Source organism: Aquisalimonas sp. 2447 (assembly GCF_012044895.1).
Classification (GTDB): Bacteria; Pseudomonadota; Gammaproteobacteria; order Nitrococcales; family Aquisalimonadaceae; genus Aquisalimonas.
Window position 1 is genome coordinate 1,648,644 of record NZ_CP050695.1, and the last position, 12,914, is coordinate 1,661,557.

The 12,914-nt window shown below is 66.1% G+C and carries 14 protein-coding genes; 12 read left to right on the top strand and 2 right to left on the bottom strand.

Annotated elements, in window-relative coordinates:
- Positions 1 to 54: 54 nt before the first annotated feature.
- Both KU884_RS07745 and KU884_RS07750 read right to left on the bottom strand, forming a co-directional pair.
- The gene (locus KU884_RS07745; RefSeq protein WP_167782114.1) at positions 55 to 1,116 is read right to left on the bottom strand and encodes a polysaccharide deacetylase family protein; all 1,062 of its coding nucleotides are present in this window, start codon (positions 1,114 to 1,116) and stop codon (positions 55 to 57) included.
- A gap of 118 nt (positions 1,117 to 1,234) precedes the next feature.
- Positions 1,235 to 2,038, bottom strand: a complete 804-nt coding sequence (locus KU884_RS07750) for an inositol monophosphatase family protein (RefSeq protein ID WP_167782115.1) — start codon at positions 2,036 to 2,038, stop codon at positions 1,235 to 1,237.
- A 382-nt stretch (positions 2,039 to 2,420) separates the two neighbouring features.
- Between KU884_RS07750 and KU884_RS07755 the strand changes: the two genes are divergently transcribed.
- The 12 genes from KU884_RS07755 (at position 2,421) to bamB (ending at position 12,905) form a co-directional block, all read left to right on the top strand.
- Positions 2,421 to 3,161 carry an RNA methyltransferase gene (locus KU884_RS07755; protein WP_167782116.1) on the top strand — a complete coding sequence of 247 codons (741 nt, stop codon included), beginning with the start codon at positions 2,421 to 2,423 and terminating at the stop codon, positions 3,159 to 3,161.
- 166 nt (positions 3,162 to 3,327) lie between these two features.
- A complete protein-coding gene (gene cysE / locus KU884_RS07760) occupies positions 3,328 to 4,146 on the top strand; it encodes a serine O-acetyltransferase (RefSeq protein ID WP_167782117.1) in 819 nt (272 codons plus the stop codon).
- A 1-nt stretch (position 4,147) separates the two neighbouring features.
- On the top strand, positions 4,148 to 5,377 hold the full coding sequence (locus KU884_RS07765) for an aminotransferase class V-fold PLP-dependent enzyme (protein ID WP_305793271.1): 1,230 nt from the start codon (positions 4,148 to 4,150) through the stop codon (positions 5,375 to 5,377).
- 4 nt (positions 5,378 to 5,381) lie between these two features.
- Positions 5,382 to 5,756 carry an iron-sulfur cluster assembly scaffold protein gene (locus tag KU884_RS07770; RefSeq protein WP_167782119.1) on the top strand — a complete coding sequence of 125 codons (375 nt, stop codon included), beginning with the start codon at positions 5,382 to 5,384 and terminating at the stop codon, positions 5,754 to 5,756.
- Between the two features lie 20 nt (positions 5,757 to 5,776).
- The gene (locus tag KU884_RS07775; protein WP_167782120.1) at positions 5,777 to 6,100 is read left to right on the top strand and encodes an iron-sulfur cluster assembly accessory protein; all 324 of its coding nucleotides are present in this window, start codon (positions 5,777 to 5,779) and stop codon (positions 6,098 to 6,100) included.
- Between the two features lie 155 nt (positions 6,101 to 6,255).
- Entirely contained in the window at positions 6,256 to 6,681 is a 426-nt protein-coding gene (ndk, locus tag KU884_RS07780; RefSeq protein WP_167782121.1) for a nucleoside-diphosphate kinase, read from the top strand.
- Positions 6,662 to 7,813, top strand: coding sequence for a 23S rRNA (adenine(2503)-C(2))-methyltransferase RlmN (rlmN, locus tag KU884_RS07785; RefSeq protein WP_167782122.1), 1,152 nt, complete (start codon positions 6,662 to 6,664; stop codon positions 7,811 to 7,813). The genes ndk and rlmN overlap by 20 nt, the downstream gene beginning before the upstream one ends.
- A complete protein-coding gene (pilW, locus tag KU884_RS07790; RefSeq protein WP_167782123.1) occupies positions 7,813 to 8,562 on the top strand; it encodes a type IV pilus biogenesis/stability protein PilW in 750 nt (249 codons plus the stop codon). Before rlmN ends, pilW begins: the two co-directional genes overlap by 1 nt.
- Positions 8,559 to 9,740, top strand: a complete 1,182-nt coding sequence (locus tag KU884_RS07795; RefSeq protein ID WP_167782124.1) for a RodZ domain-containing protein — start codon at positions 8,559 to 8,561, stop codon at positions 9,738 to 9,740. The genes pilW and KU884_RS07795 overlap by 4 nt, the downstream gene beginning before the upstream one ends.
- A 96-nt stretch (positions 9,741 to 9,836) precedes the next feature.
- The gene (gene hisS, locus KU884_RS07800; protein ID WP_174813719.1) at positions 9,837 to 11,129 is read left to right on the top strand and encodes a histidine--tRNA ligase; all 1,293 of its coding nucleotides are present in this window, start codon (positions 9,837 to 9,839) and stop codon (positions 11,127 to 11,129) included.
- Positions 11,122 to 11,754, top strand: coding sequence for a tetratricopeptide repeat protein (locus KU884_RS07805; protein ID WP_167782125.1), 633 nt, complete (start codon positions 11,122 to 11,124; stop codon positions 11,752 to 11,754). The genes hisS and KU884_RS07805 overlap by 8 nt, the downstream gene beginning before the upstream one ends.
- Positions 11,751 to 12,905 (top strand): outer membrane protein assembly factor BamB, encoded by a 1,155-nt coding sequence (bamB, locus tag KU884_RS07810; RefSeq protein ID WP_167782126.1) that lies wholly within the window; start codon positions 11,751 to 11,753, stop codon positions 12,903 to 12,905. Before KU884_RS07805 ends, bamB begins: the two co-directional genes overlap by 4 nt.
- Positions 12,906 to 12,914: the final 9 nt, after the last annotated feature.

Here is a 12,914-nt window from a genome sequence, read left to right on the forward strand (position 1 = left end):
CTCCAGGTGCGGCCGCCGCACGCGCCGCACCTGATACCTGTCAACCGATCCGGCTCAGTCCGGCAGCACGATCCACTGCTGGCTGAACCAGTAGAAGCGGCCTCGCTCGGGGGAGGGGGCCGTGCAGTTGTAGCGGGTGCGACCCGTTGACAGGGATTCCGGCGGTTCCACCTCGAACACGCGTGCGTCCCGGTCAACCCATTCGACGTCAACCTGCCCCTGGCGGCCCACGAAGCAGGAGAGTTGATCCAGGCGGGCATCGCTGTCCGCCAGCGTGGCCCGCATCCGCGGAGGGTTGTGCTCCTCCGTGGCCACCGGGTCCCAGGGCTCCAGTTCTTTCACCGGCAGCGCCTTGGTGCGCGCCTTTTCGCTGAATTCTTCAATGGAAGCGTAAGCCTCTGCCATGGGGAAGCGTGGCAGGGCAAGCTTGTGGCTGTGGGCGCCGATGGCGCCGCTGTGCTGACCGATGCCGATGTAGCCGAGCTTTTCAGTCACCTCGGCGACGATCTGGTTGTACTCACCGTAGGGGTAGGCGAATAGTTTCGGGATGTCGTGGTCCTCCCCCAACTCCGCCTCCAGGCGCTCCTGCGCGTTGTTAATGTCATCGCGCAGGCGCTCCCGGTAGTCGCTGTCCGACTCGTCCTCGCCCCGGCGCACCAGATAGTCGTGGGTGGACGAGTGGTTGGCGAAGGTGGCGCGGCTCTCTTCCTGCATCTCGCGCATCTGATCCCAGGTCATGTAGCCGGACAGACCGTCATCCACCGGGTCAGTGGCCACGAACACGATGTAGGGAAGATCCCGCTCCTTCAGCCGGGGATAGGCCTCTTCGTAAACGGAGCGGTAGGCGTCGTCGATAGTGATGGCCACCGTGCGATCGGGGACGGATTCGGCGTTCTCCAGGTGCTCCACGATCCGCTCGAAGGGCCAGACGTTGTAGTCTTCCTCTTCCAGGTAATCGAGATGCGCCTCGAACTGTTCCAGGGTGACGTTGGTGGCCGAGTACTGCTCTTCACCGAAACGGTGATACATGAAGCCCACCGCGTGCCAGCCGCCGGCCTGTGCCGCTCCCAGGTCCGCGGCCACCAGTAGCGCCGCCAGGGCAAATCCTTTCCACATGGTCTCTCCCCCGTGTTGGTCAATGCCGTTCGCGTTACAGTGTAACTGCGTTGAGTCGGGCAGGACACAGCTCCCGCGAGGGGCGCGCCGCGGCGAGGTCGAGTATGGAAGGCGGGGCTCAGGCCCGTTTCAGCAGTGCCGCATTGCAGTGTGGCCGGATTGCGCTCAGCAGGTCATGGAACAGTTTGGGGTTGCCGGCGACCACGTTGCCGCTGCCCATGTAGTTCTCGTCGCCGTTGAAATCCCCGACCACGCCGCCGGCCTCGCGTACCAGCAGGGCGCCGGCAGCGATATCCCAGGGTTTCAGGCCGAGCTCCCAGTAGCCGTCCAGCCGTCCGGCGGCGACATACGCCAGGTCAAGCGCGGCGGAGCCGGCGCGACGCAGGTCGCCGGCACGCTTGAGTACCGCCTGGAACTGCCCCAGGTAGGCGTCCATGTGCTGCGGCAGCCGGAACGGGAAACCCGTGGCCAGCAGGCGACCTTCAATGCTCTTGTGGGTGCGTACACGGATCTTGTGGCCATCTAGGGTGGCGCCGTTGCCGCGGGTGGCGGTGAACAGTTCCTGGCGCACCGGGTCGTAGATGACGCCTACCTGCAGCTTGCCGCGGTGCTGCAGCGCGATGGAGACGGCGAAGTGGGGCAGGCCGTAGAGGAAGTTGGTGGTGCCGTCCAGCGGGTCGATGATCCAGACATACTCTGAACTGCCCTGACTGCCCCCTTCCTCGCCCAGGAATTCGTGGTCCGGGTAGGCGTGGCGCAGTGTGCCGATGATCTCCTGTTCGGCCGCACGGTCCACGTCACTGACGTAGTCGTTGAGCCCTTTTGCCTCGACCTTGATCCTGTCCAGGCGATCCAGGGAGCGGACAATGACGTTGCCGGCGCTGCGCGCGGCGCGCACGGCGGTGTTGAGCATCGGATTCATGGCGGCCATCGTTGGTAGTGCGCGAAGTGGAGCGGGAGGATAACAGGTCTGGGGAGGGCGTTGTACTGCCGGGTAGTGCCTACGGGAGGGGCGGAGTCGTGCCGGGCGGAAGATGCATTGGGCGACTCGCGGAGCCCCGGAGTGGAGGCCGTCCGGCCCCGAAGGGGTGGCCGCAGGGATGCGGCCACCGGCGCCCAGCACAAGGATGTGCTGTAAGCCGGCCAGGCCGGAACGGAGGATCAGGCGGAGCGCCGGAGCCCAATGCATCTTCCGCCCGGCACGACTCCGCTGACGGGAAAGCCTTGATCCCGGGCGACTCCCCCGGGTCTGCATAGATCCATTACACTACCGACGCTTGCGACGCGAGATTCAGGAGTCATTCATGCGTGCAGAGCACGTCCGTATCGTGCTGGTGGAACCCTCGCTGGGTGCCAACGTGGGCGCCGCGGCGCGGGCGATGAAGACCATGGGGCTGCAGCGCCTCGATCTGGTCACCCCACGTCAGTTCCCGCATCCGGATGCCACCGCCATGGCCTCCGGCGCCGATGACGTGCTTGAACACGCCCGCGTGCACGCCTCCCTGGACGATGCCCTGGTCGGGGCCACCCGGGTGGTGGGGCTGTCCGCGCGGCAGCGGTCGCTGTCCTGCCCGGTGGAGGATCCTCGTGCAGCCGCGGCACCGCTGCTGGCCGAGGCGGAGCAACATCCGGTCGCCATCCTGTTCGGCCGCGAGCGCACCGGACTGACCAACGAGGAGATCGACCGTTGCCATCGGCTGGTGCACATCCCCGCCAATCCCGAATACAGTTCCCTGAACATCGCCGCGTCGGTCCAGGTCATGGCCTATGAGTTGCGCATGGCGAGCCTGGCCGGCGTGCCGGTGGCGCAGCCGAACTCCGAGTGGCCCCCGGCCACCGCCGATGACATGGAACGGCTGTATGAGCACCTGGAGCGGGTGCTGCACCGGATCGATTTCCTTGATCCCTCCAATCCCCGTGCCCTGATGCGCCGTCTGCGACTGTTCTTCGGTCGCGCAGAGCCTGATCACAATGAAATGCAGATCCTCCGCGGCATTCTCGCGCACGTGGAGAAATCGCTACCGAGGGACGCCTCACGGGAATGATTGTGCCGTCGCGGCCGGATTGGCTAATATAAGATCACCATGACCGGAACACTCGACTGGCTCTGTTGCCGCCCCGCCTGTTGTCGACGCTGTCGCGTCTGCGGTTAGTGCTGCCAATTCGTCGCCCGAGCCAGCAAGTTGCATCATTCCGGACAAGGACACCCCCATGTTCAAACGTATTCGAGAGGACATCCGGTGCGTCACCGAACGCGATCCGGCCGCGCGTAATGCCTTCGAGGTTCTGACCTGCTACCCGGGTCTGCATGCCCTGCTGTGGCACCGGCTGTGCCACCGGCTGTGGCACTGGCGGCTGCGATGGCTAGCGCGGTTCATCTCGGTGTTCGCCCGCTGGACCACTGGCATCGAGATTCACCCCGGTGCGCGGATCGGGCGGCGGTTCTTCATTGACCACGGCATGGGAGTGGTCATCGGCGAGACCGCCGAGATCGGTGATGATTGCACGATCTATCACGGCGTCACCCTGGGAGGCACCAGCCTGGAGCAGGGCAAGCGCCATCCGAGCCTGGAGGACGACGTGGTCATCGGCGCCGGCGCCAAGGTGCTGGGGCCGGTTACCGTGGCCAGCGGGGCTCGGGTCGGCTCCAATGCGGTGGTGGTCAAGGACGTGCCGGAGGGTGCCACCATGATCGGGATTCCGGCCCGCATGGCCGGCCAGAGGCCGGAGGAGAAGACCCCGCAGCGCCAGGCCACGGCGCGGAAGATCGGCTTCGACGCCTACGGCACCACCGACATGCCCGATCCGGTGAGTCAGGCCATCAATTCCATTCTTGACCATATTTACGTGACCGACGAGCGCCTCGTGGAAATGTGCCGGTCCATCCACGAACTGGGCGGCTCGCTGCCGGATGCGCGGATTCCGGATCTGGACTGCAGCAAGTTCGAGAATGGTGGTAGCGAGAGCCGGGACCAGGGTGCGACCACCGCCACAGCAGATGACGAGGCGGCGGGTGAACAGTCCCGCTGACGTGCCGTACCTGGATCATGCCGCGACGACACCGGTGGACCCTCGAGTCCACCGGCGAATGGCGCTTTGCATGGAGCGGGAAGGGACTTTCGGTAACCCGTCGTCGACGCATTCCTGGGGGCGTGCCGCTGCCGCGCTGGTGGATGAGGCAGCCGGGCAGGTCGCTGGCCTGGTCAACGCCGACTCTGCCGGTATGGTCTGGACTTCCGGGGCCACCGAGGCGGACAACCTCGCCATCCTCGGCGCCGCTCGGTTCGCCGCCAACCGGCAGCGCGGGCGGCATGTGATCTCCGCGCGCACCGAACACGCCGCAGTGCTGGAGCCCCTGCAGCAGCTGGAACGTGAGGGCATGGAGGTGACCCTCCTGCCCCCGGAGACCGACGGCAGCGTCACTGCGGACGCCGTTGCCGCTGCCCTGCGGGATGACACCGTGCTGGTTTCGCTGATGCACGTGAACAACGAAACCGGCACCGTCCATGACATTGCGGGTATCGGGGAGGTCCTGCGGGACCACCCGGCGCGCTTTCATGTGGATGCGGCCCAGAGTGCCGGCAGGCTCCTCATCGATGCCGAGGGGTGGGGTGTGGATCTGTTGTCCCTGTCAGCCCACAAGGTCTATGGCCCCAAAGGTGTCGGCGCCCTGTGGGTGCGTCGGCGCCCCCGGGTGCGCCTGGAGCCGCTGCTGTTCGGCGGTGGCCAGCAGGGCGGGGTGCGGCCGGGCACCCTGGCGCCGCACCTGATTGCCGGAATGGGTGAGGCCTGTGCCATTGCCGCCGAACAACTCCCCGCTGAAGGCCCCCGGCTCGCTGCGCTGCGCCAGCGGTTGCTGGATCGTCTGCTGGCGCTGGACGCCGTGGTGCTCAACGGTCAGCGCGACGGCTGCCCGCATGTACTCAACCTGAGCTTTGGCTGTGTCAACGGCGATGCCCTGCAGGCGGAGCTGGAAGGGTTGGGGGTTTCCGCGGGCTCGGCGTGCAGTTCCTCGGAGCAGGGCCCGTCCCACGTGCTGCGGGCGCTGGGTGTCCCCGACGCCCTGGCCCACAGCAGCCTCCGTTTCAGCCCCGGACGCTGGACCACCGAGGCCGACGTGGATCGGGCTGCCTCTCTCGTTGCCATGGCAGTGGAGCGGCTGCGGGCGTTCTCGCCGGCCTGGCGGGAGTTCGTCCAGGGCGCCAACCTGGTGGAGCTCTACGGAGTGAACCCGGGGCGCGGTCACGCGTCCAAGGAGTAACGCGGTGAAACTGGATGCACTGGCACGGGACCATTTCGAGCATCCGCGCAACGCCGCCGGGCTTTTCGAGCCGGCGCCGACGGTCGGCACCGGCGTGGGCGGTAAGGTACAATCCGGCACCTATGTGGTGTTCCAGATCCGCGTCGCCGCCGAGGGCCGTATCGATGCCGCGCGCTGGGAGTGCATGGGCGCGCCCGCGGCCATTGCGGCGGCGAGTTGGCTGTCCGAGCAGCTGGAAGGCTGCAGCCCGAAGCGGGCGCGGGAGTGGACGGCACTGAGCGTGGGTGACGCGTTGAGTCTGGAACCGGAAGCGCTGTCAGCACTGCTGCCCGTGGAGGACGCCCTGAAGGCAGCGCTGGATGCGTTGGACGTCGAATGAACATCGTGAGGTGGTAACCCATGGCAATCCAGTTGACGGAAGCGGCCGCGCGACATGTGAAGACCCGCGCCGAAAAGGAAGGACGGGGACAGAGCCTGCGTCTGGGCGTGCGTACCAGCGGCTGCTCCGGGTTCATGTACACCGTCGATTTCGCCGAGGACGTGGGCGACAGCGATCTGGTCTACGAGCAGCACGGTGTGCAGCTGGTGGTCAGCCGCAAGAGTCTGCCGTTCATCGACGGTATGGAAGTGGATTACATCCAGGAGGGGCTGAACCAGCGGTTCGATTTCAGGAACCCGAACGTCAAGGACATGTGCGGCTGCGGCGAGAGCTTTACGGTCTGAAGGCGGGCGCCCGGGTAAATTGCCGGCTTACCCGGCAGACGTTACACTAAGCGCCGCTTTGGGGCCGGGGTTGGCATCGTCTTGGGCGCATGCCGGATGTGCCCGTTCCCGCTACAGTTTTCTTACTTACGCACTTATCAACACGGAGTTTCCGGATGGCCGCTGAACGCACCCTCTCCATCGTCAAGCCCGACGCCGTTGCCAAGAACGTGATCGGCGAGCTTTACAGCCGCTTCGAGAAGGCGGGCCTGAAGATCGTGGCTGCACGCATGTTCCACATGAGCCGCGAGCAGGCCGAAGGCTTCTATGCCGTGCACAAGGAGCGCCCGTTCTTCAATGATCTGGTGGGCTTCATGATTTCCGGACCGGTGATGGTCCAGGTGCTGGAAGGCGAGGATGCCATTCGCAAGAACCGCGAGATCATGGGTGCCACCAACCCCAAAGAAGCGTTGGCCGGCACCATTCGCCACGACTATGCCGAGAGCATTGACGCCAACGCTGCCCACGGCTCCGATTCGCCGGAGACCGCCAAGCAGGAAATCGAGTTCTTCTTCAAGTCCGATGAAATCTGTCCCCGTTAAAGTTGTTGCCGAGAACGCACCTGGCGCCGGGGCGGCCCCGCAGAAGCTGAATCTGCTGGGGCTGGACCGCGCCGGCCTGGAAGGGTTTTTCGCCGAACTCGGCGAGAAGCCCTTCCGTGCGTCCCAGATCCTGAAATGGGTTCACCACCGGGGTGTGACCGATTTCGATGCCATGACCGACCTCAGCAAGGCGCTGCGCACGAAACTCAAGGACATGGCGGAGGTCCGCGTCCCCGAGCCTGTTCTGGATCAGACCTCCAGTGATGGCACCCGGAAGTGGCTACTGCAGCTGGACGGCTCCAACGCCATCGAGGCCGTGCTGATCCCGGAGAAGAGCCGCGAGACCCTGTGCATCTCCTCCCAGGTGGGCTGCGCGCTGGAGTGCAGTTTCTGCTCCACCGGATACCAGGGCTTCAACCGCAATCTCTCCACTGCCGAGATCATTGGTCAGCTGTGGTACGTCACGCGCATGCTGGAGCAGGAGGGCACCGGGCGCCAGGTGACCAACGTCGTGTTCATGGGCATGGGCGAGCCCCTGCTCAACTTCAAGAACGTGGTGCCCGCCTCGGAGCTCATGAAGGACGACCACGCCTACGGTCTGTCCAAGCGCCGGGTGACGCTGAGTACTTCCGGGGTGATCCCGTACCTGGATCGGCTCACCGAGGTCAGCGACATCAGCCTGGCGGTCTCACTGCACGCGCCCAACGACGCCCTGCGCGACGAGCTGGTGCCCATCAACAAGAAGTATCCCATCGCCGAACTGCTGGCGGCCTGTCAGCGCTACATCGCCGACAAGCCGCATCGCAGCATCACCTGGGAGTACGTGATGCTCGATGGCGTAAATGACACCGACGAGCATGCCCGGCAACTGGCGCGGCTGCTGAAGGGCATTCCGTCGAAGGTCAACCTGATTCCCTTCAACCCGTTCCCGGAGGCGCCCTACGAGCGCTCCAGCGACGAGCGCATTCGCGCTTTCAGCAACATTCTTAGCAACGCCGGCCTGGTTTCCACCACCCGCAAGACCCGCGGCGACGATATCGACGGTGCCTGCGGTCAGCTTGTGGGCAAGGTGGCCGATCGGACCCGTCGGCAGCAGAAGCGCGCCCAGAGGGCGCAGGCAGGGACAGCATAATGACTCGCAAAGCGGCGGTGTTGTGGTTCGTTCTGGCATTCGCGGCAGCGGTGGTTGCCGGCTGCGCAGCCGGCGGCAACGAACGGGAAGCGTCCCGCATCAACACCCAGCTGGGTATCAATTACATGCAGCAGGACAATCTCAACCAGGCCAGCGATTCCCTGGAGAAGGCCCTGGAGCAGGATCGCCGCAACCCCGAGGCTCACGCCGCCATGGCCGTGCTGTCGGAGCGGCTGGAGAAGTATGACGATGCCGATCGCCATTTCCGGCGCGCCCTGCGCCTGGACGACGAGCAGCCATCGGTGCGCAACAACTACGGGCGATTCCTGTGCAATCAGGAGCGTTACGAGGAAGCGCAGGAGCAGTTCCAGCACGCCATCGACGATCCCCTTTATCAGCGCCGTCACGTGGCCCTGTCCAACGCCGGACTGTGTGCGTTGCGGACCGGGCACAAGGATGAGGCGGAGGAGTACCTGCGCCGTGCCCTGGAACGTCAGCCGGATTTCGCGCCGGCATTGCGTCGCCTCGCCGAGCTGCGCTTCGAAAGTGGTGACTATCTCTCGGCACGGGGCTACTACCAGCGGTTCGTCGAGCGCGGGGAGCAGACGGCGGGAACGCTCCTGCTCGGGATACGCATCGAGGAGGCGCTGGACAACCTGGATGAGGCCGCCAGCTACTCGCTGCGGTTGCGCTCGCAGTTCCCTGATTCGGAAGAGGCGCAGAGCGTGCGCCGGATGGATATCGAATGACACAGGAGGAGGTCGGGCAGGAACGCCGGGATGATCACGGCCCCGGCCTTGGCGCATCCCTGAAGGCCGCGCGTGTTGATCGTGGCATGGGGGTGCAGGATGCCGCCGACGCACTGCATCTCAACGTGGCCACCGTCGAGGCCATGGAGAGCGAGGACTGGGATGCCCTGCCGCCCGGGCCGTTTACCCGGGGATATCTCCGCGCCTATGCCAAGCTCCTGGAGATTGACGAGGTCGTTGAGCAGCATGTCGGTCGCCTCGTCCGCGAGGAGAGCGCACCCCTGCGGGTGACGGCGCCGGTGGAGACCGCTCCGCAGATGCCGCGCCTGCTTGCCCGGGCCGGTGTCGCGGTGATTGTTGTCGGGGTGTTCGGTGCCGCCGGCTGGTGGTTCCTGGATCGCACGGCACCATTTCTCTCCAGCGAGCCGCCGTCGGAGATCGCCGATCCGGAGTCCGGCGTACCGCCGGTGGAGGATGTGCCCGATGCCGAGCTGCCTCCCGGCGATGATAGCGCTGATGCGGAAGAGCCACCCGTGGGTGAGGACCCGGCCGCACTGGATGACGACGCGGACATTGAACTGTCCGGAGAGGCATCCCCGGGAGTTGGTGATCCGGATCTGGCGCCGGGGGAGGCGCTGGGTGACCCCGAGCCGGAGACGGGGCTGGAAGACGAGACCGGGACGGTAGCGGAGCTCGATGACGATCCCCTGTTCCCCGCCGAGGAGCCGGAGAGCGATCCATTGTCGGAGGAACTTGCCGGCGGCGACGTGGTAACCCCGGAGTCCATCGCCCCGGATGCGCCGGGCGATGCCGCAGAGACGGAAGCACAGCCGGCGGACGACGAGCCGCAGCCCTCGGATCTCGCTGGAGAGGAGGCTCCCGCGCCGGACACAGCGGACGCGTCCGATGCCGAGACCGACGCAGGCGCGCCGCTGGACGACCCGGACGAATTGGTGCTGGATTTCTCCGGTCCGTCGTGGATGGAGATCACCGACGCCCGGGGCGAGCAGCTGCTGTACGGCCTGGTGCAGGAGGAGGGCGAGCAGACGCTGCAGGGCGAAGCCCCGTTCTCCGTGGTCATCGGTGACGTCACGCAGGTCAACGTTTACTACGAGGACAGCGCCGTGGATCTCGGGCCGGAAGACGCCGGCCGCGTGGTGCGCATCCAGGTTCCCTGAGTCCGTGGTTTGGCCGGACGCCGGGGGCGGCCTGCCGTGACTGCACGTGCCCAGATGGTCAGCGCCCGGGGCGGTTCTCCGGGCAAGGGAGGAGGTTTGGCAAAATCCATACAGTCGGTGCGTGGGTTCGGTGACATCCTGCCCGAGCAGACCCCTGTCTGGCAGTTCGTGGAGGCGCGCTTGCGCGCAACCCTGGACGGTTACGGCTACGAGGAGATCCGGCTGCCCCTGCTGGAGAAGACGGAGCTGTTCTCCCGCTCCATCGGCGAAGTCACCGATATCGTCGAGAAGGAGATGTACACCTTCGAGGACCGCAATGGCGACAGCCTGACCCTGCGGCCCGAGGGGACCGCCGGCTGTGTGCGCGCCGGTATTCAGCACGGGTTGCTCCATAATCGGCAGCCGCGGCTATGGTATGCCGGCAGCATGTTCCGCCATGAGCGCCCACAGAAAGGGCGCTACCGGCAGTTCAACCAGATCGGCGTCGAGGTGTTCGGTCTGCCGGGTCCGGATATTGATGCCGAGGTGATCCTGCTGGCCGCGCGGATGCTGCGCAGCGTGGGGCTCACCGATATCCGCCTGGAACTCAATACCCTGGGCACCGCAGCCGCGCGGGCGGCGTACAAGGATGCGCTGGTGGCGTACCTGCGCGGTCATGAGGACCGCCTGGACGATGACAGCCGCCGGCGGCTGGAGACGAATCCGCTGCGGATCCTCGATACCAAGGATGCCGGTACCCGTGCCGTGCTGGAGAATGCGCCGGCCCTCTCCGACTGGATCGACGCCGACAGCCGGGAGCATTTCCATGCCCTGTGCGCCATGCTGGATACGGCCGGGATTGCCTATACGGTCAACCCGCAGCTGGTGCGTGGGCTCGACTACTATGGGCGTACGGTGTTCGAGTGGGTGACGGACCGTCTCGGTGCCCAGGGCACTGTCTGTGCCGGCGGCCGTTACGATGGCCTGGTGGAGCAGATCGGCGGGCGTTCGACGCCGGCGATCGGCTTCGCTCTGGGCATTGAACGGCTGGTGGCGCTGATCGAGGACGGGGGGCTGGCCCCGTCCCCTCGTGGACCGGACGTCTACCTTGTTGCCGCGGGTGATGCCGCGCGTCGTCAGGGCCTGGTCATCGCCGAGGAACTTCGGGATGCGTTGCCGGGTCTGCGTCTGGTAACGCACTGTGGCAGCGGCGGATTCAAGAGCCAGTTCAAGCGGGCCGACCGGCTCGGCGCCCGCTTTGCACTGGTGCTGGGCGAGGAGGAGCTGGCCGCGGGCCAGGTTTCTCTGAAGGAACTTCAATCCGCGGGCGAGCAGGAAACCCTGCCGCGCGCCGAGCTGGTGGCAGCCCTGCGGGAGCGGTTACCGAAGGAGTCAGAAGGGCATGAGTGACGAGGAAAACGTCGAGAAGCTCAAGGAGTGGTGGCGGGAGAACGGTCGGGCGGTGATCGCCGGCCTGGTCATTGCCGTCGGCGGCGTGGTGGGGTGGCAGCAGTGGGGTGCCTACCAGGACCGGCAGGCTGAAGCGGCGTCCGTGGCGTACATGCACTTCATCGAGGCCCGGGAAACCGGCGCGGATGCGGATACCATTGCCCGTCGTGGTCAGCGCGTACTGGATGATCATGGCAGTACCATTTATGCCTCCATGGCCGGTCTCCAGCTCGCGGATTTTCAGGCCGACGCGACGGACGGTGAGGGCGCTGCCGAGACCCTGCGCTGGGTGATCGAGCAGGGCGAGGACAAGTCCTTCCGCGATCTGGCGAGGCTGCGTCTGGCACAGATCCACTACGGCGATGACGATCTGGACGAGGCACTGTCGGTGCTCGATGGTGCCGAGGACGGGCCCTACGAGGCGCGGTATCAGGAGTTGCGCGGCGATATTCATGCCGCCCGGGGCGAGCGCGACCGCGCCCGCAGCGCCTACGAGGCTGCGCTGGCAGCGGAGGAGCTGCAGCAGGGGCGCCGCAGCCTGATCGAGCTCAAACTCAATGACCTCGGCGGGGAGGTGTCGGCGTGAAGCGGCTGCTGTCCATAGCGGTTCTGGCGTTCCTGCTGGCCGGTTGCGGTGCCGCTCCGGAGCGGCAGACGCCCTCGGACGAGCTCCGGGACGAGACACCCGAGGTGGTGGCGGAGCGGGAATGGCAGCGCCGTGCCAGTTCCGGCCGCGAGACCGAGGGCGAGGCCCTGCCGCCGGTGCTGCGGGACGGCACGCTCTACATCGCCGATCGTCGGGGCCGCGTAAGCGCCTATGACGCGGAATCCGGGCGTCTGGTGTGGCGGTTTGGCACCGGCGAGGCCATCTCCGGCGGCCCGGGCGTGGATGAGGACTTCGTTGTCGTCGGCTCTCGTAAGGGGCGCGTCCGGGCGTTCGAGGCGCCCGACGGCGAGACGCTGTGGGAGGCGCGCACCAGCGGTGAGGTGTTGTCGGTACCCGCCGTAGGTGAGAACTACGTCATCGTGCGCGGCAACGACGGACGCGTCTACGGGCTGGATCGTGACAGCGGTTCCCGGCGCTGGGTGCATGATGTCAGCGTTCCGTCACTGTCCCTGCGCGGCAATGGTGATCCGCTGCTTGCGAACGGTCAGGTCATGATTGGCTTCGAGAACGGGCGGCTTCAGGCCCTGGGTGCCGACGATGGTGATCTGCGCTGGGAAGTGACGGTGTCGGAACCCCGTGGCAGCGCCGATCTTGACCGCGTGCGCGACGTGGACGCTAACCCTGTACTCTTCGGCGGCGCACTGTATGTGGTCGGCTATCGCGGTAACGTCATGGCCGTCAATCCCGCCAATGGCCAGGTGTACTGGGATCGTGAACTGTCCTCCCACGCCGGCCTGGCGGTGGACGACGAGCGTACTTACGTGACCGATGACCGTGGCCGCATCTGGGCACTGGATCGCCGTACCGGCGCAGCCATCTGGCGCCAGAACGATACCGAAGGGCTGCAGCCCACGGCCCCGGCGGTGCATGGTGATCGCGTCGTTTTCGGCGATGACAAGGGGCGCCTGACCGTGCTCTCGGCCCAGGATGGCAGGATGCTGGCGCGCATCCGCGTGCGTGATGATGCAACCATTTCCGAGGCGCCGGTCAGTGACGGCAATGGCGTGCATGTGCTCACCGATGACGGGTACCTGATGCGTTATCGGCTGCGCGATCGCAACGACGACTAGGACGCCGTC